The 24,372-nt window shown below is 72.5% G+C and carries 21 protein-coding genes and 2 tRNA genes; 9 read left to right on the top strand and 14 right to left on the bottom strand.

From position 1 onward, the window contains the following. The first annotated feature begins 31 nt into the window (after window positions 1–31). The 3 genes from hisN (at window position 32) to lhgO (ending at window position 2,348) form a co-directional block, all read left to right on the top strand. A complete protein-coding gene (gene hisN, locus ACA361_RS00690; protein ID WP_375009756.1) occupies window positions 32–835 on the top strand; it encodes a histidinol-phosphatase in 804 nt (267 codons plus the stop codon). 100 nt (window positions 836–935) lie between these two features. Continuing rightward, window positions 936–1,124, top strand: coding sequence for a hypothetical protein (locus tag ACA361_RS00695; RefSeq protein ID WP_375009757.1), 189 nt, complete (start codon window positions 936–938; stop codon window positions 1,122–1,124). Window positions 1,125–1,160: 36 nt separating this feature from the next. Beyond that, window positions 1,161–2,348, top strand: a complete 1,188-nt coding sequence (lhgO, locus tag ACA361_RS00700) for an L-2-hydroxyglutarate oxidase (RefSeq protein WP_375010870.1) — start codon at window positions 1,161–1,163, stop codon at window positions 2,346–2,348. A gap of 43 nt (window positions 2,349–2,391) precedes the next feature. Here lhgO and ACA361_RS00705 read toward each other — a convergent pair whose 3' ends face one another. The 6 genes from ACA361_RS00705 to ACA361_RS00730 form a co-directional block, all read right to left on the bottom strand. Further along, window positions 2,392–3,900 (bottom strand): carboxylesterase/lipase family protein, encoded by a 1,509-nt coding sequence (locus tag ACA361_RS00705; protein WP_375009758.1) that lies wholly within the window; start codon window positions 3,898–3,900, stop codon window positions 2,392–2,394. Window positions 3,901–3,973: 73 nt separating this feature from the next. Next, complete coding sequence (locus tag ACA361_RS00710) at window positions 3,974–4,588, bottom strand: TetR/AcrR family transcriptional regulator (RefSeq protein WP_375009759.1); 615 nt, start codon at window positions 4,586–4,588, stop codon at window positions 3,974–3,976. Next, window positions 4,585–5,376, bottom strand: a complete 792-nt coding sequence (locus ACA361_RS00715) for an SDR family oxidoreductase (protein ID WP_375009760.1) — start codon at window positions 5,374–5,376, stop codon at window positions 4,585–4,587. Before ACA361_RS00715 ends, ACA361_RS00710 begins: the two co-directional genes overlap by 4 nt. Then, window positions 5,376–6,734: a cytochrome P450 gene (locus tag ACA361_RS00720; RefSeq protein ID WP_375009761.1), complete on the bottom strand. Its 1,359-nt coding sequence runs from the start codon at window positions 6,732–6,734 to the stop codon at window positions 5,376–5,378. Before ACA361_RS00720 ends, ACA361_RS00715 begins: the two co-directional genes overlap by 1 nt. A gap of 87 nt (window positions 6,735–6,821) precedes the next feature. Continuing rightward, window positions 6,822–9,602, bottom strand: coding sequence for an AMP-binding protein (locus tag ACA361_RS00725; protein WP_375009762.1), 2,781 nt, complete (start codon window positions 9,600–9,602; stop codon window positions 6,822–6,824). A 23-nt stretch (window positions 9,603–9,625) separates the two neighbouring features. Beyond that, window positions 9,626–11,269 carry an AMP-binding protein gene (locus ACA361_RS00730; RefSeq protein WP_375009763.1) on the bottom strand — a complete coding sequence of 548 codons (1,644 nt, stop codon included), beginning with the start codon at window positions 11,267–11,269 and terminating at the stop codon, window positions 9,626–9,628. A 106-nt stretch (window positions 11,270–11,375) separates the two neighbouring features. Here ACA361_RS00730 and ACA361_RS00735 point away from each other — a divergent pair, with 106 nt between their 5' ends. Next, complete coding sequence (locus ACA361_RS00735; protein WP_375009764.1) at window positions 11,376–11,786, top strand: DUF3054 domain-containing protein; 411 nt, start codon at window positions 11,376–11,378, stop codon at window positions 11,784–11,786. 152 nt (window positions 11,787–11,938) lie between these two features. Here the strand turns inward: ACA361_RS00735 and ACA361_RS00740 are convergent. After that, window positions 11,939–12,012: transfer RNA gene (locus tag ACA361_RS00740), tRNA-Met, on the bottom strand. A gap of 32 nt (window positions 12,013–12,044) precedes the next feature. Next, on the bottom strand, window positions 12,045–12,653 hold the full coding sequence (locus tag ACA361_RS00745) for a TetR family transcriptional regulator (protein WP_375009765.1): 609 nt from the start codon (window positions 12,651–12,653) through the stop codon (window positions 12,045–12,047). 44 nt (window positions 12,654–12,697) lie between these two features. Here ACA361_RS00745 and ACA361_RS00750 point away from each other — a divergent pair, with 44 nt between their 5' ends. Continuing rightward, window positions 12,698–13,876 carry a cytochrome P450 gene (locus ACA361_RS00750; protein ID WP_375009766.1) on the top strand — a complete coding sequence of 393 codons (1,179 nt, stop codon included), beginning with the start codon at window positions 12,698–12,700 and terminating at the stop codon, window positions 13,874–13,876. 3 nt (window positions 13,877–13,879) lie between these two features. Here ACA361_RS00750 and pruA read toward each other — a convergent pair whose 3' ends face one another. Together pruA and ACA361_RS00760 are read right to left on the bottom strand one after the other, a co-directional pair. Then, complete coding sequence (gene pruA / locus ACA361_RS00755; protein WP_375009767.1) at window positions 13,880–15,508, bottom strand: L-glutamate gamma-semialdehyde dehydrogenase; 1,629 nt, start codon at window positions 15,506–15,508, stop codon at window positions 13,880–13,882. Window positions 15,509–15,521: 13 nt separating this feature from the next. Further along, window positions 15,522–16,433 carry a proline dehydrogenase family protein gene (locus ACA361_RS00760; RefSeq protein WP_375009768.1) on the bottom strand — a complete coding sequence of 304 codons (912 nt, stop codon included), beginning with the start codon at window positions 16,431–16,433 and terminating at the stop codon, window positions 15,522–15,524. A gap of 76 nt (window positions 16,434–16,509) precedes the next feature. Here ACA361_RS00760 and ACA361_RS00765 point away from each other — a divergent pair, with 76 nt between their 5' ends. The 3 genes from ACA361_RS00765 to ACA361_RS00775 all read left to right on the top strand — a co-directional run bounded on the left by ACA361_RS00765 (window position 16,510) and on the right by ACA361_RS00775 (window position 19,016). Beyond that, complete coding sequence (locus tag ACA361_RS00765; protein ID WP_375009769.1) at window positions 16,510–17,580, top strand: PucR family transcriptional regulator; 1,071 nt, start codon at window positions 16,510–16,512, stop codon at window positions 17,578–17,580. Window positions 17,581–17,613: 33 nt separating this feature from the next. Next, entirely contained in the window at window positions 17,614–18,189 is a 576-nt protein-coding gene (locus ACA361_RS00770; protein WP_375009770.1) for a TetR/AcrR family transcriptional regulator, read from the top strand. A 71-nt stretch (window positions 18,190–18,260) separates the two neighbouring features. Then, entirely contained in the window at window positions 18,261–19,016 is a 756-nt protein-coding gene (locus ACA361_RS00775) for an SDR family NAD(P)-dependent oxidoreductase (RefSeq protein ID WP_375009771.1), read from the top strand. Between the two features lie 53 nt (window positions 19,017–19,069). On the opposite strand, the gene ACA361_RS00780 is transcribed toward ACA361_RS00775, so the two are convergent. The 4 genes from ACA361_RS00780 to ACA361_RS00795 form a co-directional block, all read right to left on the bottom strand. Beyond that, window positions 19,070–19,143: transfer RNA gene (locus ACA361_RS00780), tRNA-Met, on the bottom strand. Between the two features lie 45 nt (window positions 19,144–19,188). Then, entirely contained in the window at window positions 19,189–20,241 is a 1,053-nt protein-coding gene (locus ACA361_RS00785; protein WP_375009772.1) for a PDZ domain-containing protein, read from the bottom strand. 28 nt (window positions 20,242–20,269) lie between these two features. After that, window positions 20,270–20,698, bottom strand: a complete 429-nt coding sequence (locus ACA361_RS00790) for a molybdenum cofactor biosynthesis protein MoaE (protein ID WP_375009773.1) — start codon at window positions 20,696–20,698, stop codon at window positions 20,270–20,272. Window positions 20,699–20,708: 10 nt separating this feature from the next. Continuing rightward, window positions 20,709–21,245, bottom strand: a complete 537-nt coding sequence (locus ACA361_RS00795; protein WP_375009774.1) for a PPA1309 family protein — start codon at window positions 21,243–21,245, stop codon at window positions 20,709–20,711. 124 nt (window positions 21,246–21,369) lie between these two features. Here ACA361_RS00795 and ACA361_RS00800 point away from each other — a divergent pair, with 124 nt between their 5' ends. After that, window positions 21,370–24,324 (top strand): UPF0182 family protein, encoded by a 2,955-nt coding sequence (locus ACA361_RS00800; protein ID WP_375009775.1) that lies wholly within the window; start codon window positions 21,370–21,372, stop codon window positions 24,322–24,324. Window positions 24,325–24,372: the final 48 nt, after the last annotated feature.

Here is a 24,372-nt window from a genome sequence, read left to right on the forward strand (position 1 = left end):
ATGCTCCCACTTCCGTGTAGCGTGGCACGCCGTGGCGGGCTATTCCGATGACCTGCGTCTCGCGCACGTGCTGGCGGACGGGGCCGACGACATCACGACCAAGCGCTTCCGCGCGCTCGATCTCGACATCGAGACCAAGCCGGACCTCACCCCGGTCAGCGACGCCGACCGGGGCGTCGAGGAGCAGATCCGGGGGACGCTCAAGCGGGCCCGGCCGCGGGACGCGGTGATCGGCGAGGAGTACGGCAAGACGGGGTTCAGCCAGCGCTGCTGGATCATCGACCCGATCGACGCCACCAAGAACTTCGTCCGCGGCGTCCCGGTGTGGGCCACGCTGATCGCGCTGATGGAGGACGACGAGGTCGTGGTCGGGCTGGTGTCGGCGCCCGCGCTGAACCGGCGCTGGTGGGCGGCGCGCGGCGGCGGCGCCTGGACGGGCCGGAGCCTGTCGCGGGCCACCCGGATGCAGGTGTCGTCGGTCACCGAGATGGCGGACGCGTCGCTGTCGTTCTCCAGCCTGTCCGGCTGGGAGGAGCAGGACCGGCTGGACCGCTTCCTCGACCTGACCCGCACGGTGTGGCGGACGCGGGCGTTCGGGGACTTCTGGTCGCACATGATGGTGGCCGAGGGCGCGGTGGACATCTCGACCGAGCCCGAGGTGTCGCTGTGGGACCTGGCCGCCCTCCAGGTGATCGTGGAGGAGGCCGGCGGGATGTTCACCGACCTGTCGGGCGTCCCCGGCCCGGACGGCGGCAGCGTGGTGTGCACCAACGGCAAGCTGCACGCCGAGGTCCTGCGCACGCTGGGCGGCGGGCAGCTCTCGCTGCGCATCTGACCTGGTCGGGGGCTGGCTTCCCGCGGACTCGCGACATATCGTGGAACGACCGCTCGCGTGCGATCGTTCTCGATATGGGCGGCCCGTACGGAGGTAGAAGATGTCGACCCAGATGAAGTTCGTGATCGGCGGCGTCGCCGCGTTCCTGGTCCTGTCGATCCTGGGCTGGTGGACGGTGGCGCTGATCGTGCTCGGCGTCATGGCCGTACCGGCCGTGCTCTACATGATGCTCGACCCGTCGCAGCGCCGCCGGGTCCGCGCCCAGACCCGAAAGCGCCTGGGCTCCTAAAGCCGGGTGCGCGGGGTCCGCTACGGTCTGCGGGTGATGCGGATCGGAGTGGTCGGGGCGGGGATACTGGGGCTGGCCGTCGCACGGCGGCTGGCGGAGCTGCGCCCGGACGCGGAACTGACCGTCCTCGACAAGGAGGACCGGCCCGCGGCCCACCAGACGGGCCACAACAGCGGCGTGGCGCACGCGGGGCTGTACTACGCGCCCGGCTCGCTGAAGGCGACGCTGTGCCGGCGCGGGATCGCCCTGCTCAAGGACTACTGCGCCGACCGCGGCCTCCCGTACGAGGAGTGCGGGAAGGTCGTCGTCGCGCGGAACGCGGCCGAGCTGGCGCCGCTGGCGGAGATCGAGCGGCGCGCCACCGCCAACGGCGTCCCCGGCCTGCGCCGGCTGGACGGGGCGGAGCTGCGCGAGATCGAGCCGCACGCCGCCGGGATCGCGGCGCTGCACTCGCCGGAGACGGCGATCGTCGACTTCACGGCCGTGGCCCGCGCGTACGCCGAGGACGTGGCGGCGGCCGGCGGCACCGTCCGGCTGGGCGCGGAGGTCGTCCGGATCGGCCGCAGGGGCGACGCGGTCACCGTCCGCACCGGCGACGAGGAGCTGGCCTTCGACCGGCTGGTGATCTGCGCGGGCCTCCAGTCGGACCGGGTTGCGCGGCTGGCGGGCGACGCGCCCGCGCCCGCGATCGTGCCGTTCCGCGGCGAGTACTACCGGCTCGTCCCGGAACGGGAGGACCTGGTCCGGGGGCTGATCTACCCGGTGCCCGACCCACGCTACCCGTTCCTCGGCGTCCACTTCACCCGCCGGGTCGGCGGCGGCGTCGACGTCGGGCCGAACGCCGTGCTCGCGCTGGCCAGGGAGGGCTACCGGCGCCGCGACGTCCGGCCCGCCGACCTGTGGGAGACGCTGCGCTGGCCCGGCTTCCGGCACCTCGCCCGGCGGCACTGGCGGACCGGGATCAAGGAGCTGTACGGCTCGGCGGTCAAGCGCGCGTTCCTGGCGGAGGCGCGCGCCTTCGTCCCGGACCTGCGGGCCGCCGACATGGTGCCCGCGCCCGCCGGGGTACGGGCCCAGGCGGTCGACGCGGACGGCTCGCTCGTCGACGACTTCCGGATCGGGCGGCTGGGGCCGGTCACGACCGTGCGGAACGCGCCGTCCCCCGCCGCCACCTCGTCCCTGGCCATCGCCGAGCACCTGGCCGGGAAGATCCTCGCGGACTGACCTGCGCGGACCCGGCCGTCGCGGACCGGCCCCCGCGGCGCCCTCACCAGCGGGCGCGGTCGGCGCCCCTCGGGTCGGCGGCCACCGGGTTCCCGGCGCCGTCGAACACCTTCACCGGGCGGGACGCGGCGTCGAACCGCTCCCATCCCGGGTCGCCGTGGGCGGCGAAGTCCACCCAGGCACGGTGCATGGCGTCGGCCAGCTCCTGCGGCGGGTTGGGTCCGGACAGCTCGCCGGTCCCCTCCGCGTTCAGGTTGTCGAAGACGAAGCCCAGCTCCAGCGCGTGGCAGGCGCCGAGGTCGTGGTTGGGCGAGCGCCACGCGAACTCGTACATCCACGTGGAGCCGCCGTGCCGCTCCGCCAGCCGGTTGGCCGGGATCCGGAACAGGCCGTCGGTGATCAGAGTCGCCAGCAGCTCGCCCGCGGACATCTCGGGGTGGGCGTCCCGGTACGCGGTGACCACCTCGGGGCGCGTCCCCATCCCGGTCGCGACGGCGCCGACCAGGTCGTGGGTGAGGGCGGCGGCCAGGCCGGTCGGCATGAGGAAGAGCCGGAACTCCTCCGCCGTGTAGCCGATCAGCAGGTCCACGTCGCGCCCGGCACCGGCCGCGACGGCGTCCTCGGGGCGGCGGGCCAGCAGCTCGCCGTCCAGCACGGGCGTCAGCGCCATCGCGGAGGCGGCCGTGGTGGCGCCCCAGCGGCCGGGGTCGGGCAGCGCCGAGACCTCCGCCGCCACCGCCGACTGCACCGGGATGATCTCGGCCGGGTCCAGCTTCGCGAACGCCTCCGCGGTCGGCTCGATCCCGAGCCGGGCCGCCATCTCCCCGGTGACCAGCAGCGCGTCCTCGGGCGTCTGCGCGACGCTCCCGGCGCCGCTCTGCGCGATGGCGCGGTGGAACAGCCCCAGGTCCAGCGACAGCAGCGTGCTGACGCTCATCCCGCCGGCCGACTCGCCGAACACCGTCACCCGGCCGGGGTCGCCGCCGAACGCCGCGATGTTGTCGCGCACCCACTCCAGTGCGGCGATCTGGTCGCGCAGCCCACGGTTGGCGGGGGCGCCCGGCAGGTACGCGAAGCCCTCGACGCCCAGCCGGTAGTTGATCGTCACGCAGACGACGCCGTCGCGCGCGAAGTTCGCGCCGTTGTAGGCGCTCACCGCGCCCGACCCGTTCCGGAACGCCCCGCCGTGGATCCACACCATCACCGGCAGCCGCTCGGCGCTCCCCGGCGACGGCGTCTCGCCATTCAGGGGGGTCGCCCCCCCTGTACCCCCCGGCAACGGCGTCCAGACATTCAGGTTGAGGCAATCCTCCCCCGGAATCTCCGGGTCGGGCAGCAGCATGTCGTACGGCTTGGGGTAGCCCGGCTTCGGCGCCGTGGGCCCGAACTCCAGGGCGTCCCGCACCCCGTCCCACGGCTCCGGCGGCCGCGGCGCGCCGAACCGGTCCGCCCCGAACGGCGGCGCGGCGTACGGGATCCCGAGGAACGCGGCCACCCCGTCCCGGCTCGCCCCGCGCACCCTGCCGTACCTGGTCTGGACGACGGTCTCCATACCGCACCCTCGTTTCTAGAACAAGATTCGATCCACTTGAGGGTAGCGACCCGCCGTTCCCGGCGGAACGGGCTCAATCGCCCGGACGGTGCAGCATCCGGGTGAGGTGCTCGCGGGCGAAGGCGCGGACGGCCGCGTCGTCGTCCAGGGCCAGGCCGCCGCCGGGGATGAGCAGGACCGAGACGGCCACCCGCAGCAGCACCTCGGCGACGGTCGCGTAGTCCTCGCCGCCGGCGGGGCGGGCGCGGCGCAGGCGGTCGGCGAGGATGTCGCGGGCGGCGAGCATCACGGCACCGCCGTTCATGCTGAGCTGCGGCAGGAACGCCTCGGGCTCGCTCTCCAGGACGCGGGCCAGCAGCGGGTGCGTGCGGGCGCCGCGCAGGCCCGCGACGAAGCCCTCGACGACCGCGTCCTCGGCGGTCGGCAGGCCCTCGGTGGCGGCCGAGATCGCGCCGAGGAACCGCCGGCACTCGCGCAGGATCACCGCCTGGAGCAGCTGGTCCTTGTTCCCGAAGCGCCGGTAGACGGTGGTGCGGGCGACGCCGCCGCGCTTGGCGACGTCCTCGACGCTGACCCGGCGCAGCCCGTAGGTCTCGAACTCGGCCAGGGCGGCGTCGAGGATCCGGGTGTCGAGGCCGTCCGGGTCCTCGGCGCCGCCCGCGAGCCGGGCCAGCAGGTCGGCGGTCATCCGCGGATGCGGGCGTCGTAGGCTTTGCGCGCGTCCGGGTCGTACTCCAGGAAGATCTTGTCCAGGCCGAGCCGCCGCGCCATGGCCTGCCGCACCCGGTCCGGGAAGAACCCGCCGAGCCGCACCTGCCGGCCCAGCTTGGCGGGAACGACCACCTGCGGCCGCGGCCGGCCGATCAGCGCCACGACGGCGGCGGCGATGTCCTCGGGCTCGGCGTTCTTCTGGCCCTTGGGGCTGGCGGTGCCGGCGACCAGCTCGGTGTTGGTGAACGTCGGCAGCACCGCGCTGACGTGGATCCCGCGGTCCCGCACCTCCAGCCGGGTCGCCTCGGTGAACCCGACGACGGCCGCCTTGCTGGCGTTGTAGAGCGCCAGGCCCGGCGTGTACAGCACGCCCGCCAGGGACGCGATGTTGATGATGTGGCCGCGCCCGCGCGGCAGCATCCGCTCCAGGGCCAGCTTGGTACCGAGCATCACGCCGTGCACGTTGATGTCGAGGCAGCGCCGCGCGTCGGCGTCGCTCTCGCCGGTCACCGGGCCGATCGGCATGATCCCGGCGTTGTTGATCAGCACGTCGATCCGCCCCGCGCTCTCCAGGAACGCGGTGAACGACTCGCGCGAGGTGACGTCCAGCGGGTACGCGGCGACGCCCAGCCTCTCGCCGGCCTCCTTCACCGCCGCCTCGTCGATGTCGCCGATGACGACCGTCGCGCCCTTCTCCTTCAGCGCGCGGGCGGTGGCGAGGCCGATGCCGCGGGCGGCGCCGGTGATCGCGATGACCTTGCTCATCAGCTGTGCTCCAGACGGTCGAGGCGTACGGGCAGGCCGTCCCTGGGCGAGGGCAGCGAGGTGGTGTCCAGCGGCCATTCGTACCGGCCGGGGACGCTCCAGCGATGGTGCAGCAGGATCTGGTGCATGATGCTCTTCACCTGCATCCCGGCGAAGTGCAGCCCGATGCACTTGTGGGCGCCGCCGCCGAACGGGGACCAGGCGTACTTGTGCACCTTGTCCTCGCGCCGCTCGGGCGCGAAGCGCTCGGGGTCGAACCGCTCCGGGTCCGGCCAGTACTCGGGCATGTGGTGGTTGGTGAGCTGCGGGACGACCACGAGCGTCCCGGCGGGGATGTGATAGCCGAGGATCGAGGTGTCCTTGACGACCCGGCGGGGCAGCGCCGGCACGGGCGCCAGCAGCCGCAGCGCCTCCTTCATCACCAGGTCGGCGGACGGCAGCCGGTCCAGGTCCTCGAACTCCAGGGCGGGCTTGCCGAGCGCGAGCGACTCGTCCCGGAGCCGTTCCTGCCATTCGGGGTACTTGGCCAGGTAGTAGGCCATCGTGGTCAGCGTGATGGTGGTGGTGTCGTGCGCCGCCATCAGCGCGAAGATCATGTGGTTGACGACGTCCTCGTCGGTGAACCGGTGCCCGTCGTCGGTCTCGGCCTGGCACAGCGCGGCGAACAGGTCGTCCCCGCCGTCGCGGCGCTTGGCGGGCAGGTGCCCGCGGAAGAACTCCTCCAGCGCCTTCCGGGCCTGCACGCCCTTGTGCCAGCGCAGCCCCGGCACCGGGAACCGCACGTACGCGGTGCCCGCCCGGACGGCGTCGATGAACGCCCCGTTGATCCGGTCGGCCTCGGAGCGTTCCAGTTCGACGCCCATGAAGACGTCCGTGGCCAGGTCCAGCGTCAGCTGCTTGACGTGGTCGTACACCTTGAAGCCGTGGCCGGGCTCCCACGCCCGGACGCCGTCCTTGATGCCGGGCGCCATCGCGTCCATGTACGACCGCAGCCGCTGCTGCGTGAACGCCTGCTGCATGATCCGCCGGTGGTGCAGGTGCTCCTCGAAGTCGAGCAGCATGATGCCGCGGTGGAAGAACGGCCCGATGAAGTAGCTCCACGCGGGCCCGTTCGCGAACGCCTTGTCCCGGTTGACCAGCACGGTCTCGGCGGCCTCGGGCCCCTGCACGGTCACCGTGCGCTGGCCGAGCAGCCAGCCCCAGGTGACCGGCCCGAACTGCTCGTACCGCTTGCGGGCGACCTTGAACGGCTGCCGCATGACCTGGAGCGTGTTGCCGATGAACGGGATGCCGGGCTGCCCGCGGACGGGCTTGAGCCCGCTGCCCTCCGGTGGCGGCGCGAGGATGCTGGTGGCCATGGGCCCTCCGGGAACAGAAAAGCGAAATCTGTCGCTTTGTTCTAACGCAGCCGAGCGCCCCGCGTCCAGACCAGAACGGAATTCGGTTCAGCGATAGGCCCCGCCCGGATCCCGCTCGTACTCCGCCACCACCGGAACGCTCCCGTCCCGCAGCGGCGCCGTCCGCGTCCGCCCCGACGCCTCCACCGGCACCTCGTCCACCACCCGCACCAGCGCGGGCCGCAGCGCCGGCTCGACCCGCAGCAGCACCTCGGTCAGGTCGATCGGCTTCAGCTCGTCCCGCAGGCTGATCGCGGCCGCCGCCACCTCCCGGTCCCCCGCCGGCACGCCGTACACCGCCACCGCGTCCACGGCCGGCAGCTCGGCCAGCGCGTCCCGGATCGGCCCCGGCGGCACGACGCCGTCCGCCGTGCGGATCAGCTCGGCCTCCCGCCCGGCCAGCCAGAAGTCCCCGTCGGCGTCCCGCCGGAACAGGTCGCCGGTCGCCATCCACGCGTCCGCCGGCGCGAACAGGCCGCGCAGCGCCCGGCCCGCGTGCCCCGGCCGGACCCGCGCCACCAGCATCCCGATCTCGTCCGGGCCGCACTCGACCGCGAACCCGTCCGGCCCCTCCTCCGGCCGGCCGCGCTCCAGGTCGTACCGCGCCAGCCGCACCTCCGCGCTGCCCGGCAGCGGCCGCCCCAGCGCCCCCGGCTTCTTCTTCCCGCCCAGGTTGACCAGGATCGCCTCGCCCTCCGTCGAGGCGTAGAACTCCAGCACCCGCGCCGGCGCGAACCGCTCCTCGACCCGCCGCCACAGCCCCCGCGGCATCCCCGAGCCGATGAACAGCCGCACCGGATGGTGCCGCTCCCCCGGATGCGGCGGCGCGTTCACCAGGCCGCGCAGCGACGTCCAGGTGTACGAGGCCACCGTCACCCCGTACCGCCGCGCCTCGTCCCAGAACGTCTCCGGGTCGTACGCGCTCGCCAGCGCCAGCCGCGCGCCGCCCACCGCCGCGCCGCCCAGGCTCATCATCAGCGCGGACGGATGCTGCAGCGGCGTCAGGCTGTACACGGTGTCGGCGGGCGACAGGTCCGCCGACGACGCCGTGCCGAACGCCGACAGGGCCCACCGCCGGTTGGTGATCCGGCTGGCCTTCAGATGCTCGCCCTCCCCCGTGAACAGCACGAACGCCAGATCACCCGCCAGCCCCGGATTGGGCCGGAACCACCCCGGCACCTCGACCGCGTCCGGATCGATCCGCTCCATGTCCACGACGCCGTCGTACTCGCCGCCGCCGCCCCCCAGCAGCAGGACCTCCACCCCGGCCCCGGCGGCCCGCGCCACGTTCTCCGGATCGGCGATGATCCGTTCGACCCCGCCCAGCCCGGCCTCGCGCCGCACGTCGCCGTCCGGCCGCAGCAGCACGGCCACCGCCCCCAGCCGCGACAGCGCCGCGACCAGGGCCAGCGCGGTCGGCCGTGTCTCCATCAGCACCCCGACCGGATCGCCCTGCCGCACGCCGACATGGATCAGCCCCCGCACCACGGCGTCGATCCGCTCCTTCGCCGCCGCCTGCGTGTAGGCGCGCCCCTTGTACAGGAAGAAGACGTCCTCGGGGTCCCGCTCGTCCAGGAGGAGCCCCAGCGACATCCGCGTCTCGGAGCCGATCCGCTCCAGCCGCGCCAGCCGCGGCAGGTTCTGCGTGGCCTGGTGCGCCAGCCGCCGCGACCCCTGGACGACCCGGGTCGCCGACCGCACGGCCTCCGCGCCGAGCCCCACGACCAGCTGCAATCCGTGCTCCCCCGGCACCACGGGCGCCTCCGCCCCCGCCGGGACGACCACGTCGGGCAGCTCCGCGCCGTCCTCCCGCCACCGCACCCACCCCGCGACCGCCGGCCAGGTCTGCTCGACCGCCTGGCCGCCCACCACGAGCCCGAAATGCCCGGCCCGCAGCGCCGCCTCGTACACCTCGGCCCGGGGCGCGGCCCGCCGGATGCCGCGCACCATCTCCGGCGAGGCGATCTCGTCGACCTCGCCGACGAACGTCAGCACGGGGCACGCGATGTCGGCGAGCGTCACCAGCCGGTCCCCGATGACGAACCCGCCGGTCAGCATGCGGTTGTGCGCGATGAACTGGCGGACGAACTCCGCCAGCGCGGGCCCGGGCCACGACACCCACCCCTCGCGCTCCAGGAACCGCCGCTGCCGCTCCCGCAGCGCGAGCCGCTCCCGGTCGTGCAGCCGCAGGACGAAGTCCACCCGGCTGCGCACCGACTTCACCGGGCTGAGCAGCTGGAACCCCGTCCGCGTCACCCACCCCGGCACCGCGAACCCGCCCAGCGGGATCCGCCCGGCCTCCCCGGCGACCCACCCCGGCACCCCGAACGGCAGCCCGACGCTCGTGTCGGCGGGACTCCCGAACGTCACTACGGAGGCGATGCCCTCGCTCCTCCGGTAAGCCGCGGCCTGGTAGCAGAACATGCCGCCCTGCGAGTACCCGGCCAGGTGGACGTCGCGCCCGGTCAGCTCCCGCACCCGGTCGATCGCCTCGTCGACCGCCAGCACGTGGTCGCTGACGGTCCGCTCCAGCCCGCCGGGCTCCCGCTCGGGCGCGCCGAAGTCCACCACCCACGGATCCACGCCCAGCCCGTGCAGCACGCCCACCGCGCTGACCCGCGCGGAGATGTCGTACACCTCGGCGCTGACCATCAGGGGCGGCACGAGGAGCACCGCCGGCCCGTCACCGCCCGGGAAGTAGTGCCGCAGCCGGTGGACCCGCCGCTCCTGCCTCACCTCGTAGGGCGAGCCGTCCTCAGCGATGTCCAGCCCGCCGAACCGGGCGACCTCGAGCGCGTTCTGGGCGGTGCGGAGCACCGTGCTGATCACAGGGGGCATGGTCGCCCAATCAACTACAGAACGGTGGCCCCGTCCAGCTTGCCGGCCTGCAGCCGCTCCCACATGTACCGCCGCCGCGGCTTGCCGCTCGACGTCCGCTGGATCAGCCCGGACCCGATCACGATCGTCACCTCGACGTCGCCGAGCCGCCGCCGCAGCATCTCCCGCACCTCGGGCGCCCAGCTCCCGTCGCCGGTCTCGGCGAACAGCGCCAGACCGCGCGTACCGGCCCCCGGCACGCCCACGACCACGATGCGCCCCTTGTGCATCCCGCACACCTCGGCGACCTTCGCCTCCAGGTCCTCCACGTACACCGAACGGCCGCGGACCTTGATGCTGTCGCCCATCCGCCCGAGGACGAACAGCTGCCCCTCGTAGAAGAACCCGGCGTCCCCGGTGAAGACGGAGCCCCCCTCGAACCGGGTCGACTTCCCCTCGGCCCCGGCGTAGTAGCCGACGCACGCCGACGGACCCCCCACCACGATCTCGCCGAGAGACCCTTCGGGAAGCGGGTTCCCCTCATCGTCGATGATCGTGACCGGCACGTCGTCCTGCGGCGTCCCGCACCCCACGATCCACCCGGCCTTGGCCCCGAACGACTCCTCGCCCAGCTCGTGCCGCTCCAGGATCCCGACCGGCCGCCCGAACTCCAGCGTCCCCGCGTCGGGCCGTACGGCCAGCGGCCGGCGCCGCACCTGGTCCATCGTGACGAGCAGCGTCGTCTCCGCCATCCCGAACGCGGGCATGAACACCTCGCGCGGGAACCCGAACGGCTCCGCCATCCGCGCGAACGACTCCAGCGCGTGCGGGTCGATCGGCTCCGCCCCCACGATCACGCTGCGCCACCCCGAGAGGTCGACGCCCTCCAGCTGCTCGGGCTTGATCCGCCGCGCCGCGTACGCCAGCGCGAACGGCGGCGTCGCCGTGTGAACGGCCTCCGCGAAGCACCGCACCCACCGGGCCGGATCCCGGATGAACTGGTCGGGCCGCATCAACCGCAGCGAAGCCTGAACCGTAATAGGCGTAATGAAACACCCAATAAGCCCCATGTCGTGATAGAGCGGCAACCAGGACGCGACGACGTCCCCGTCCTCGAACCCCGCCGTCCGCGCGATCAGCTCGATGTTGGCCTCCAGGTTCTCCCAGGTGACCATCACCCCCCGCGGCGCCCCGCTGGACCCGGAGGTGAACTGCAGCAGCGCCAGCTCCCCGGCCTCCCGCACCTCCGCCTCGGCCTCGGCCTGCCGCGGCCGCCACGGCTCGCCGGACACCCCCGCCGCGTCCATGGCCCGGGCCGCCAGCGGCGCCAGTTCCTCCGACGCGACCGTCAGCGCGGGCCGGGCCTGCCGCAGGATCGCCGCGACATGAGCGACGTAGTCATCGCCGTCCTGGAACAGCGGCGGCGTGATGAGGCACACGGTCGCCCCGGCCGCCCACACCCCGTAGTACGTCTCGACGCAGGTGAAGTCGGTCGGCAGGATCACGCACACCACGTCGCCCGGCCGCACGCCCTCCTCGATCAGGGCCGCCGCCGTACGTCGCGCCGCACCGGCGAGGGCACCGTAGTCACGGAACTCCCAGCCGCCGTCGTCCGCGGCCAGACGAACGCCCCGCCCGGCGCTCGGCTTGTCCAGCCAGTCCCGCAGTCCAGATGCCATCGTCTCCCTTTCGCCGAAAACCCACGAGTAACTTTCGCGGGAGTCTATTGCGTGCGCAAGCGCCCCCCACCGGGGCCCGCGGCGAAGCCGTCCATATCCTGGAGCCATGCGCACTGGTGCGGCCGCCGCCCTGGACACGGCCCTGGTCCTGGTCTTCGTGACGATCGGCCGGAGCTCCCACGACGAGGCCCTGAACCCCGCCGGCCTGGCCACCACGGCCTGGCCGTTCCTCCTGGCCCTGGCCGCCGGCTGGCTCCTCACCCGGGCCTGGCACCGCCCCGAGGCGCTCCTCACCGGAGCCGGCATCTGGCTCGCCACGGTGATCGGCGGCATGCTCCTGAGAGCGGTCTCGGATCAGGGAACGGCAGTACCGTTCATCATCGTCGCCACCCTGTTCCTGGCGGCCGTCCTCCTGGGCTGGCGCCTGATCACAAAGTTGACTCGTGGCGTGTTCCCCTCCCGATCGGGCCGAGAAAGGGCAACACGCCACGAGTCAACCCCCAGCGAGACGCACTGACCCCAGCCGACGCAGGGGCGCGCCGACCTCAGCCGACGCGAGGGCGAAGCCCCCGCAGCCGGGGGTTCCAGGGGGTCGCCCCCCCTGGGAAACGGCGAAGGGTCCCCCTGGGAGGAAGCGAACGCTTCCGAACAGGAGGACCCTTGGACCCGTAGCGGGGGCAGGATTTGAACCTGCGACCTCTGGGTTATGAGCCCAGCGAGCTACCGAACTGCTCCACCCCGCGGTGATGTCTCAACTCTATGGGGCCCCCGGGTCTTAGGCAAACCGGTCGGCGGCGAGCGCGGCGGTGAGCATCTGGACGAGGTCGGTGACGAAGGCGTCGTGGTCGAGGAGGGAGTCGGCGCGTTCGGCGCGGTCGGCGAGGGCGGCGGTGAGGAAGGCGATGACGGCGGAGATGCGTTCGAGGGCGTAGGGCTCGGGGAGGGTGGCGCGGCAGCGGGCTTCGAGGAGTTCGAGCTGGGCGGCGAGCGCGGTGCCTTCGAGGAGGCGCGGGACGCGGTGGCTGCGGATGCCGGCCTGGCCGGCGACCTGGGCGACGATGCGGAGGAAGTCGCGGCCGTGGGGGGTCCGGAGTTCGGCGGCGATGGGTTCGACGACGGCGGCGACGATGGCGCGCAGGTCGGCGGGGTCGAGGGTGGTGAGGGCGGCGGCGCGGGCGGGTTCCATGCGCTGGACGCCGGCGGTGAGGATGGCGGCGAGGAGGCCCTGCCGGGAGCCGAAGTGGTAGGTGATCGCGGAGTCGTTGGCCTGGCCGGCGAGCCGGACGATGTCGCGGGTGCGGGCGCCGTCGACGCCGTGGGACGCGAAGAGCCGGGCACCGGCGTTCAGCAGGCGTTCCTTGGTGGCTCTTGCGTCTCTCGGCACGGCGATTATAGTAACAGCGGACGTTATTAACGGAGGCCGTTACTATGTACGACCCGTTCTCGCCCGACTTCCAGGCCGACCCGTACCCCGTCTACCGGCGGCTTCGCGACGAGGAGCCCGTCCACCGGCACGAGGATCCGCCGTTCTGGGCGCTGTCCCGGTTCGAGGACATCTGGACGGCCGTGCGCGACCCGAAGCGGTTCTCCTCTGCGCAGGGGCTCACGTTCCATCCGGACGAGATCGGGACGCTCGGGCTGGCGCCCACGATCGTGATGCTGGACCCGCCGCGGCACACGCGGCTGCGGCGGCTGATCAGCCACGGGTTCACGCCGCGGCGGATCGCGGCGCTGGAGGACCTGCTGCGCGAGTTCGTCCGGGGGCGCATCGCCCTGATGGAGCGCAAGGCGGCCGACGGCGAGCCCGTCGACCTGCACCGCGACTTCTCCTCGCCGCTCCCCACCTTCGCGCTCGCGCACCTGCTGGGCGTCCCCGAGGCGGACCGGGCGCGGTTCGATCCGTGGGTCGCGGCGCTGACGACCGTCCAGGAGGAGGGGCTGAACGGCAAGGGCGCGATCGAGGCGGTCGCGGAGATGTTCGCCTACTTCACCGACGTGATCGCCGCCCGGCGCGCGGACCCCCGGGACGACCTGATCACCGCGCTGACGGTCGCCGAGGCGGACGGCGAGCGGCTCACCGACTGGGACATCCTCGGCTTCTGCTTCGTCATGGTCGCCGGCGGCAACGACACCACCGGCAACCTGATCTCGCACGGCGTCGCCCTCCTGGACGCCCACCCGGCCGAACGGGAGAAGCTCCTCGAGGACCCCGGCCTGATCCCGAACGCGCTGATGGAGTTCCTGCGGATGGAGGGCTCGGTGCAGTCCCTCGCCCGCACGACGACGGAGCCGGTGACGCTGCACGGCGTCGAGATCCCGGCGGGCGAGAAGGTCATGATGCTGTACGGGTCGGCCAACCGCGACGAGCGCGAGTTCGGCCCCACGGTGGACGAGCTGGACGTGACCCGCGAGATCCCGCGCCACCTGGGCTTCGCGACCGGCGTCCACTTCTGCATCGGCTCGCACCTGGCGAAGCTCCAGGGGCGGGTGGCGTTCGAGGAGCTGCTGGGCGCCCACCCGTCCATCGGCGTGGACCTGGCGGGCGCCCGGCGCATCGACTCCCCGTTCGGCCGGGGCTGGGAGACGCTCCCGGCCACGGGGCTCTGAGGGTCAGCCCATGTGCGGGTAGCGGTGGTCGGTCGCGGGGACGAACGTCTCCTTGATCGACCGCGGCGACGTCCAGCGCAGCAGGTTGAGGACGGAACCGGCCTTGTCGTTGGTCCCGGACGCCCGCGCGCCGCCGAACGGCTGCTGCCCGACCACGGCGCCGGTGGGCTTGTCGTTGACGTAGAAGTTGCCCGCCGCGAACCGCAGCGCCTCGGCCGTGCGGACGACCGCCTCCCGGTCCTGCGCGATGACGGCGCCGGTCAGCGCGTACGCCGACACCGACTCCAGCTGCGCGAGGACCTCGTCGTACCGCTCGTCGTCGTAGACGTGGACGCCGAGGATCGGGCCGAAGTACTCGGTCTTGAAGATCTCGTTGTCGGCGTCGGCGGAGACCAGCACGGTCGGCCGCACGAAGTAGCCGACCGAGTCGTCGTACGTGCCGCCGGCCACGACCTCGACCGCCGGGTCGGCCTTGGCGCGCTCGATGGCGTCGCGGTTCTTGGCGAACGCGCGCGCGTCGATGACCGCGCCCATGAAGTTGCCCAGGTCCGTCACGTCGCCCATGGTCAGGCCCTCGACCTCGGCGGTGAACTCGTCCTTGAAGCCGTTCTCCCAGATCGACCGGGGCACGTAGGCGCGCGACGCCGCCGAGCACTTCTGCCCCTGGTACTCGAACGCGCCGCGGATCAGCGCGGTCTTCAGGATCGCCGGGTCGGCGGACGGGTGCGCGACGACGAAGTCCTTGCCGCCGGTCTCGCCGACCAGCCGCGGGTAGCTCCGGTAGCCGGTGATGTTCTCGCCCACCGCCTTCCAAAGCTTCTGGAACGTGGCGGTGCTGCCGGTGAAGTGGATCCCGGCCAGCTCGGGGTGCGGGAGCGCGACCTCGGACACGGCGAGCCCGTCGCCGGTCACCAGGTTGATCACGCCGGCCGGCAGCCCGGCCTCCTCCAGCAGCCGCATCAGCAGGACGGCCGCGAGCGTCTGCGTCGGGGACGGCTTCCAGACGACCACGTTCCCCATCAGCGCGGGCGCGGTCGGCAGGTTGCCGGCGATGGCGGTGAAGTTGAACGGGGTGATCGCGTAGACGAACCCCTCCAGCGGCCGGTGGTCGGTCCGGTTCCACACGCCGGGGCTGCTGATCGGCTGCTCGGCCAGCACCTGGCGCGCGAAGTGCACGTTGAAGCGCCAGAAGTCGATCAGCTCGCACGGGCTGTCGATCTCGGCCTGCTGGGCGGTCTTGCCCTGGCCCAGCATCGTGGCCGCCGCCAGCGTCTCCCGCCACGGCCCCGACAGCAGGTCCGCCGCCCGCAGGAAGATCGCGGCGCGCTCGTCGAACGGCATCGCCCGCCACGCGGGGGCCGCCGCCAGCGCGGCGTCGATCGCGTCCCGGGCGTCGTCGGCGGTGGCCGTGCCGAACGTTCCGAGCACGGCGGCGTGCCGGTGCGGCTGCACGACGTCGACCTTGGCGCCGGCGCCCATCCGCCGCACGCCGCCGATCGTCATGGGCAGGTCCATCGGCGCGGCCTGCAGCTCGGCCAGCCTGGCCTCCAGCCGGGCCCGCTCGGGGCTGCCGGGCGCGTACGTGTGCACCGGCTCGTTGACCGGCTGCGGCACGGTGGTCACGGCGTCCATGGGAACCTCCACATCAAAGGAACGAACGGAGAAAGAAGGCGAGGTTGGCGGGACGCTCGGCCAGCCGCCGCATGAAGTAGCCGTACCAGTCGCCGCCGTACGGGACGTAGACGCGCATCCGCTCGCCCGCCGCCGCCAGCCGGCGCTGCTCGTCGGCGCGGATGCCGTACAGCATCTGGAACTCGTACGAGCCGGGCTCGCGGCCGTTGCGCCGGGCCAGCTCCAGCGCGATGCCGATCATGCGCGGGTCATGGCTGGCGATCATCGGATGCCCGGTGCCCTCCATGAGCAGCCGCGTCCCGCGCACGTACGCGCGGTCGACCTCGGCCTTCTCCTGGTACGCGACCGACGCCGGCTCCGCGTAGGCCCCCTTGACCAGGCGCACCCGGCCGCCCGCGAGATCGCGCAGGTCGCCCTCGGTCCGCCGCAGCATCGCCTGGACCGCGACGCCGACCCACGGGTAATCCGCGCGCAGGTCACGTACGGTCTCCAGGGTGGCGTCGACCGTCGTGTGGTCCTCCATGTCGACGGTCACGGTCATCCCGAGCGCGTCGGCGCGCTCGCAGATCCGCCGCGCGTGCTCCAGCGACAGCGCCCGCCCGTCCGGAAGCCCCTGGCCGAGCGCCGACAGCTTCACCGACGCCTCGGCGTCCTTGGCGAGCCCGTGCTCGCCGAACGCGTCGAACAGCTCCAGATAGGCGTCGCGGACGGCCTCGGCGCGCTCCCGGTCCCGGGTGTCCTCACCCAGGTGGTCGAGCGTCACCGCGAGCCCCGCGCCGGCCAGCTCGCGGGTGGCGGCGACGGCCGCGTCCAGGTCCTCCCCGGCCACGAAACGATCGACGACGGCCCTGGTCAGGGGCACGCCCACAACAAGACGACGCATCCGATCGCTGCGCGCGGACGCGAGAAGAAGCCGACTGATCACGCCCTCAAGCTAGGTCGCGCACCCGCCCTCCGGATACAGTCAAGTGTCACTTCAATCGACCGAATCCGTCATACATATGGATGATCTCCAAGACATCGTCGAGTCGGCCGCCGACCTCCTGCGGGCGCCCGCCACGCTGGAGGACCGCGACTTCCACCTCGTCGCGTACGCCGCCCACGGGCGCACCATCGATCCCGTCCGCACCGAGTCGATCCTGCACCGCCGCTCGACCGACGAGGTCCGCACCCGCTTCGAGCGGCACGGCATCGCCCGCGCCACGGGCCCGGTCCGCATCCCCGCCGACCCCGAGGCGGGCCTGCTCCCCCGCCTCTGCCTGCCCGTCCGCTGGAACAACGTCACCTACGGCTACCTGTGGCTGCTGGACGCCGACCACCACATCACCCAGGACATGGCCGCCCAGGCGGCCCCGCTCACCGAGCGCGCCGCCCTCCTCATGGCCCGCCAGACCCGGGACCGCGACGACCTCGGCTGGAAGCTCGCCGACCTGCTGACCACCCGCCCCGACGTGCGCGCCCAGGCCACCAGCGAGCTCGCCGAGATCCTGGCGCCGCCGTTCACGGTGGCCGTCCTGCGCTCCGCCGAGCCCGGCCCGCTCAACCCCTGGCTGCTCCCCCGCAACGTCGTGACCACGATCTGGGAGGGCGACCACATCCTCGTGACGTCCCCCGCCAAGGCCGCCCAGACCGTCGAGCGCGCCCGCCGGCAGCTCCTGGAACGGCACCCGTCCCCGACGTACGCGGGCCTGTACGGCCCCTGCCACGGCCTCACCGAGATCCGCGAGGGCTGGCTCCGCGCCCGCGTCGCCGCCCGCGTCGCCGCCGACGGCGAGACCCGTACCTGGGAGTCCCTCGGCGCGCTCCGCCTGCTCCGCGCCGCCGACGACGAGACGCTCGCGGAGACGCTCCTCGACGTGACCGCCCTGGGGGACCTGGCCGGAACGGCCCGGACGTACCTGGACCTGGCCGGCAGCGTGCAGCGGACGGCCGCGGCCCTCAGCGTCCACCGCCAGACCCTCTACGCCCGCCTGCGCCGCATCGAGGAGCTCACCGGCCTGGACCTCTCCGACGGCCAGGACCGCCTCGCGCTCCATCTGGCCCTCACGCTGAACCCCCACCTCAATATTTGACCGGTCGTTCCAGATAGCCGTACGATCCCGATCATGGCCCGCACGAAGGAGTTCGACCCGGACGCCGTCCTGCGGCGCGCCATGGACCTGTTCCGGGAACGCGGCTGCGAGAACACCTCGATGGCCGACCTGGTCGAGCACCTGGGCATCGGCCGCGCCAGCATCTACGCCACGTTCGGCGGCAAGCGCGACCTCTACCTGAAGGCGCTGGCCCGCTACCGCGAGATCACGGACGGCGCCATCCTGGAGTCCCTCTCCCGGCCCGGCCCCGCGCTCCCGGCCGTCCACGCCCTGATCGACGGCTACGCCCGCGAGTCGGCCACCGACCCCGCCGGCTGCATGGTCGTCAACACCGCCGTCGAGCTGGCCGCCCGCGACGCCGACGCGGCCCGCTGCGTGGAGGCCAGCTGGACCCTCCTGGAGACCGCCCTGGCCGCCGCCCTCACCCGGGCCCGCAACCAGGGCGAGCTCTCCGCCGACAAGGACCCGCGAGCGCTGGCCCGCTTCCTCCTGGTGCTGTTCCAGGGGATGCGCGTCCTGGCCCGCACCCCCGACCCGGCGGACCGCCTCCGCGACACCGCGGCCCAGGCCCGGGCCCTCCTGTCCTGACGGCGGCGCCCCTGCCGCCGCGCACACGCATGGCCGAATTCTTGACCGATCATTCCAATAAAAGGAGAATCATGCCCGATTTCACCGGCAAGGTCGCCCTCGTCACCGGCGGCGGCAGCGGCATCGGCCGCGCCACCGCCCTGGCCTTCGCCCGCGCGAACGCGACCGTCGTCGTCAGCGGCCGCAGCCCCGAGCCCCTCGCGGAGACCGTCGACCTGATCGAGAAGGAGGGCGGCCGGGCCGCGGCCATCCCGGCCGACGTCACGGACGCCGCCGAAGTAAGGAACCTGGTGGACGCCACCGTCAGGGACCACGGCGGCCTGGACATCGCGTTCAACAACGCGGGCGCCTTCTCCGCCGCCCCGGTCGCCGACATGGACGAGGACGCCTGGAACGCCCTGCTGGCGACCAACATCACCGGCGTCTTCCTCCCGATGAAGTACGAGATCGCCCGCATGCGGGAGAACGGCGGCGGCGTGATCGTCAACACCTCGTCCAACATCGGCGCCCACCGGCGCCTCCCCGGAACCGGCGCCTACGCCGCCACCAAGGCCGCCGTCAGCGCCCTGACCCGTACCGCCGCCCTGGAGAACATCGCCGCCGGCATCCGCGTCAACGCCGTCAGCCCCGGCCCCATCGACACCACGATGTCCCTGCTCCCCGGCGAGACCGAGACCCAGCGCGCCGACCGCATGAAGACCGCCACCCCCATAGGCCGCGTGGGCACCCTCGAAGAGGCGGCCGCCGCAGTCCTCTGGCTGGCCTCCCCCGCCTCGTCCTACGTCGTGGGTCACGACCTCGTCATGGACGGCGCCGCCACAGCCTGACCCAAAGCCGAAGGCCCCTGACCACGATCGTGGTCAGGGGCCTTCGGAACCAGTAGCGGGGGCAGGATTTGAACCTGCGACCTCTGGGTTATGAGCCCAGCGAGCTACCGAACTGCTCCACCCCGCGGTGATGTCTTAACTCTATGGGGCGGGGGGTGCTTAGGCAAACCGGTTAAGAACAGGTCGGGACCGGGCCCTTTCCCGCGTTGATGTTGTTGATGGCGTCGATGGCGGTCTTGAGGGTGTCGGCGCGGACGAGGCGGAGCCCGTCGGGGCGGGCCCGGGCGGCGTCGGCGCAGTTGTCCGCGGGGGTGAGGAAGACGGTGGCGCCGGCGCGGCGGGCGGCGACCATCTTCTGCTGGATGCCGCCGATGGCCCCGACCTCGCCGCTGGGCGTGATGGTGCCGGTGCCGGCGACGAACGTCTTGCCCGGCAGCGAGCCGGGGGTGAGCTTGTCGACGATGGCGAGGGAGAACATCAGGCCGGCGCTGGGGCCGCCGACGTCGCCGACACTGATGTTGATCTTGAACGGGAACACGTACTCGTCGCGGAGGACGACGCCCATGACGGGCCGCTCGGTGCCTCCGTCCGGGGAGGCCACGGTCTTGAGCGTGGCCTTCTCCTCCTTGCCGGAGCGCTTGTACGTGATGGTCACCTGGTCGCCGGCCTTGCGGCCCTTCATCCGGCCGGTGACGTCCTCCAGCTTGGTCACCGGGGTGCCGTCCATGGCGGTGACCTCGTCGCCGGGGCGGAGCCGCCCGTCGGCGGGCAGCCCCTTCTGGACGGAGTCGACCAGCACCCGGACCGGGAACGCGATGCCGAGCTGGTTCAGCGCGGCGGCCTCGGCGCTCTGCTGCGACGCCTCCATCTGGCGCGTGTTCTCCTGGTCGACCTGCTCCTGCGACTCGTTGTCCGGGAAGATCGTCTCCTCGGGGACGATCGCGACGTCGTCGTCGAGCCAGCCCTGCAGGGCGCTGAACAGGTCGAGCCGCGCGCCGGGGCCGCCGCGGTAGGTGACCGTGGTGAAGTTGAGGTGCCCCTGGTCCGGGTACGTCCGCCGGCCCTCGATCTTGATCAGGGGCTCGCCCTTCTCGTTGGTGCCGAGGGTGTTGCTCGTCGGGCCGGGCCTCAGCTCGACGTACGGGACGGGCATCTGCGAGCCGGCCAGGGCCAGCACCAGGATGAGCACGCTGGCGACGGCGAGCGTGGCGGCGCGACGGGACATGCCGGAAACTCTATGCGGGGCGGGGCGTTCAGCAGGCGCCGACCCACTCGTCGCCGCCGTCGGCGAACAGCTGGTGCTTCCAGATCGGCACCCGCGCCTTGAGGTCGTCGATGAGCCGGCGGCAGGCGGCGAACGCCTCGGCGCGGTGCGGGCAGGACGCGGCGACGACCACGGCGAGGTCGCCGATCTCCAGGTCGCCGACCCGGTGCACCGCCGCCAGCGCCCGGACCGGGAAGTCGGCGGCGACCTTCTCCATGACCGCGCGCAGCTCCCGCTCGACGGTGGGATGCGCGCTGTACGAGAGCCGGCTGACCGCGCGGGCGTGATCGGAATCGCGGACGGTCCCGACGAAGAGGGCGACGCCGCCGGCGCCCGGGTCGCCGACGGCGGCGAAGACCTCGTCGACCGACAGCGGCGTGTCGCGGATCCCGATCAGCCTGATGATGTCCTCGGTCACGTTCGGCAGGCTACCCGGCGCCCGGCTCGACCGGCTCGTCCGGTTCGAACGTGGCGGCCAGGGCGTCCGCGAGCGCCGGTACGAGGTCGGGCCCGACCAGGACCTCGTCGTCGACGTCGTGGCGGCGCAGCCGCAGGGCGGAGTGCCGGGTGCCGTCCCGCAGGACCCCGACGACCATCCGGACGTCCTCGCGGGCGGGGTGCTTGGCGGCGAACTCGGCGGCCTCGGCCGCGTCCTCCGGGATCTCCTCCTCGACCTCGGGCGGCAGCACGACCCGTTCCAGGACCAGGGCGCAGCCGGTGACGGCGTCCGGCCAGGCGATGGTGGCCAGCGCGTCCTCCACGGCGGACTGTTCGGGGAGCGCGGGCTGTTCGAGGGCGGCGAGGGTGTCGGTGTCGGGGCTCAGGCCGAGCTGGTCGGCCAGCTCGGGCTCCGCGATGCGCAACTCCTTGCTCCGCACGAGGGCGTAGAGGCGCGGGGCGGCGTCCCAGCCCTCCTGCGCGGAGTGGCGTTCGAGGTCCTGTACGACTTCTTCCAGAAGACTCACGGGCCCATCTTTCCCCCAATCGCATGGAGGAAATGCGGGAACCCCCCGTCTACTCGGTAAGTTGCATAGACAGCACCGGCCATGGGCCGGCCTTCAGGCACGACCTTTTCGAACGGAGGGGCCCTTGACCTTCCGGACTCCCGCATTCGGGCGCCGGCTCGGGAACGGCCGGAGCCGGCTCGTACTACCGGTCCTGGTGGTACTGGCCGTGCTGCTGGTCGCCTTCATGCTGTTCACGTCGATCTGGACCAACCTGCTCTGGTACCGATCCATCGGCTTCTCGTCGGTCTACACGACGGAGCTGTGGGCCAAGGTACTTCTCTTCGTCGGCTCCGGCGCGCTGATGGCGCTGCTGGTGGGCGCCAACATGGTGATCGCCTACCGGCTGCGGCCCGCGTACCGGCCGCTGTCGGTGGAGCAGCAGGGTCTGGAGCGCTACCGCGCCGTCGTCGACCCGCGCCGCAAACTCATCGCCGGCGGGCTGCTCGGCCTGCTGGCCCTGCTGACGGGCTCCTCGGTGGCCGGCCAGTGGCCGGTCTTCCTGGCGTTCCTCAACCGCACGCCGTTCGGCGTGGAGGACCCGCAGTTCCACAAGGACGTCTCGTTCTACGTCTTCACGTACCCGTTCCTGCGGCTGATCCTGGGCGTGGTCTTCGCGACCGTGATCCTGTCCGTGCTGGCCGCGCTGATGGTGCACTACCTGTACGGCGGGCTCCGCCTCCAGGGGCCGGGCGACAAGGCGAGCCCGCCCGCCCGCGCGCACCTGTCGGTGCTGGTGGGGCTGTTCGTGCTGCTCAAGGCGTTCGCGTACTGGTTCGACCGGTACGGCCTCGTGCATTCGGAACGGGGCGCGACGACCGGCGCGTCCTACACCGACGTCAACGCGCTGCTGCCCGCCAAGACGATCCTGGCGGTCATCGCGGTGATCTGCGCCGCGATGTTCTTCAGCAACATCCTGCGCAAGGGCATGATGCTGCCCGGCGTGGGCTTCACGCTGCTGGTGCTGTCGGCGATCCTGGTCGGCGGCGTCTACCCGCTGCTGATCCAGCAGTTCCAGGTGAAGCCGGACGAGCTGGCCAAGGAGCGCGAGTACATCCGGCGCAACATCGCGTTCACGCGCAAGGCGTACGGGGTGGACACCGCCAAGGTCACCGCCGAGTACGGCGCGCGCCCGAACACCGACCAGAAGACGCTCCAGGCCGAGCGCGACCGGATCGGCCCTGACGGGGTGCGGCTGCTGGACCCGAACGTCGTCGGCGAGACGTTCCAGCAGCTCCAGCGGATCCGGCCGTTCTACCAGTTCCCCGACACGCTGGACGTGGACCGCTACCAGATCGACGGCCAGAACGTCGACACGATCGTGGCGCTGCGCGAGCTGTCGGGCGCCCCGGCGGGGCAGCAGAGCTGGGTCAAGGACCGGATGGTCTACACGCACGGCTACGGCTTCGTGGCGGGGCACGGCGGCCGGTTCGCCGGCGGCGGCGTCCCGGAGTTCCTGTCGAAGGACATGCCGCAGTCGCCGCAGTCCAAGATCCAGGTGAACCGCCCGCAGATCTACTTCGGCGAGCGCTCCCCCGACTACTCGGTGGTCGGCGGCCAGGGCCAGCAGGAGCTGGACTACCCCGACAACAGCGCGGCCGGGCAGAAGAACACCACCTACGAGGGGCAGGGCGGCGTCCCGGTCGACTCGTTCTTCAACAAGCTGCTGTTCGCGACCAAGTTCCAGGAGAAGAACCTGCTCCTGTCGGGCGCGATCAACGACGGCGCCCGGATCCTGTACGACCGGCACCCGCGCGAGATGGTGCAGAAGGCCGCCCCGTGGCTCACGCTGGACGGCGACCCGTACCCGACCGTGGTGAACGGCCGCATCACGTGGATCCTGGACGGCTACACCACCTCGGGCGCCTACCCGTACTCGGAGCAGACCAGCCTCGGGGACGCCACCCGCGACACCGTCACCGACACCCGCACGGCGGTGGCGCGGCAGGCCAACGACCGCATCAACTACATGCGGAACTCGGTCAAGGCGACGGTGGACGCCTACGACGGGACGGTCCGCCTCTACCAGTGGGACGTCAACGACCCGGTGGCGAAGACGTGGATGAAGGTCTTCGACGGGACCGTCCAGCCGCGCGGCAGCATCCCGCCGGAGCTGGAGAAGCACTTCCGCTACCCGCAGGACCTGTTCAAGGTGCAGCGGCAGATCCTCGCCAAGTACCACGTGACGGACGCCAACGCGTTCTACAACGGTGAGGGCTTCTGGGAGGTGCCGGAGGACCCGGGCGCCAGGGGACGGCGGCAGCCGCCGTACTACCAGAGCCTGCAGATGCCGGGTTCCGGGGCGGAGAGCTTCGCGCTGACGACGGTCTTCAACCCGCGCGAGAACCCCAACCTGGCGGCGTTCATGGCGATCGGCTCGACGCCGGGCAAGGACTACGGGCAGATCCAGATCCTCCAGCTGCCGCGGAACTCCTCGGCGCAGGGTCCCGGGCAGGTGCAGAACTCGTTCGAGACCGATCCCAAGGTCAAGGGCGAGCTGTTCGCGCTGAGACAGGGCGGCACCCGCACGGTGGCGGGCAACATGCTCACGCTGCCGTTCGCCAACGGGATCCTGTACGTCGAGCCGATGTACACGATGGCGGCCGGGACGGCCGAGCAGCAGCCGTACCCGCTGCTGGCCAAGGTCCTGGTCCGGTTCGGCGACAAGGTGGCCTCCGGGAACGATCTCAGCGAGGCCATGGAGGCGCTGCTGGAGAGCGTCACCGGCGGCCAGCAGCCCGACCAGGGCGGGCAGCGGCCCGAGCAGGGCGGCCAGCAACCCGAGCAGGGCGGCGGCGGCCAGCTGAGCCAGGCGGCGCAGCAGGCCATCGACGAGCTGGAGGCGGCCGTGAGCGACTTCGACAAGGCCCAGAAGGAGGGGAACTTCGCCGAGATGGGCAAGGCGTGGGACCGGGTCAAGAAGGCCCGCGACGCGCTCGCCGCGGCGCAGCAGCAGGCGGCCTCCCGCCCGGCGGCCTCGCCGAGCCCGAGCCCGTCCCCGAGCGGCTCGCCGTCCCCGTCGGCCTCACCCGGCGGCTGAAGGAGCTGAGGGGGCTCACCGGGAGTCCCACCGAGAAGGGCCGTGCGG

Origin of the sequence: Actinomadura sp. 21ATH (assembly GCF_041951345.1) — a bacterium.
Taxonomy (GTDB): domain Bacteria; phylum Actinomycetota; class Actinomycetes; order Streptosporangiales; family Streptosporangiaceae; genus Spirillospora.

Coding starts and splice junctions, on each gene's coding strand:
- ACA361_RS00695 (WP_375009757.1), top strand. CDS start 936: ATGTCGACCCAGATGAAGTTCGTGATCGGCGGCGTCGCCGCGTTCCTG.
- lhgO (WP_375010870.1), top strand. CDS start 1,161: ATGCGGATCGGAGTGGTCGGGGCGGGGATACTGGGGCTGGCCGTCGCA.
- ACA361_RS00705 (WP_375009758.1), bottom strand. CDS start 3,900: ATGGAGACCGTCGTCCAGACCAGGTACGGCAGGGTGCGCGGGGCGAGC.
- ACA361_RS00710 (WP_375009759.1), bottom strand. CDS start 4,588: ATGACCGCCGACCTGCTGGCCCGGCTCGCGGGCGGCGCCGAGGACCCG.
- ACA361_RS00715 (WP_375009760.1), bottom strand. CDS start 5,376: ATGAGCAAGGTCATCGCGATCACCGGCGCCGCCCGCGGCATCGGCCTC.
- ACA361_RS00720 (WP_375009761.1), bottom strand. CDS start 6,734: ATGGCCACCAGCATCCTCGCGCCGCCACCGGAGGGCAGCGGGCTCAAG.
- ACA361_RS00730 (WP_375009763.1), bottom strand. CDS start 11,269: ATGGCATCTGGACTGCGGGACTGGCTGGACAAGCCGAGCGCCGGGCGG.
- ACA361_RS00735 (WP_375009764.1), top strand. CDS start 11,376: ATGCGCACTGGTGCGGCCGCCGCCCTGGACACGGCCCTGGTCCTGGTC.
- ACA361_RS00750 (WP_375009766.1), top strand. CDS start 12,698: ATGTACGACCCGTTCTCGCCCGACTTCCAGGCCGACCCGTACCCCGTC.
- pruA (WP_375009767.1), bottom strand. CDS start 15,508: ATGGACGCCGTGACCACCGTGCCGCAGCCGGTCAACGAGCCGGTGCAC.
- ACA361_RS00765 (WP_375009769.1), top strand. CDS start 16,510: ATGGATGATCTCCAAGACATCGTCGAGTCGGCCGCCGACCTCCTGCGG.
- ACA361_RS00770 (WP_375009770.1), top strand. CDS start 17,614: ATGGCCCGCACGAAGGAGTTCGACCCGGACGCCGTCCTGCGGCGCGCC.
- ACA361_RS00775 (WP_375009771.1), top strand. CDS start 18,261: ATGCCCGATTTCACCGGCAAGGTCGCCCTCGTCACCGGCGGCGGCAGC.
- ACA361_RS00785 (WP_375009772.1), bottom strand. CDS start 20,241: ATGTCCCGTCGCGCCGCCACGCTCGCCGTCGCCAGCGTGCTCATCCTG.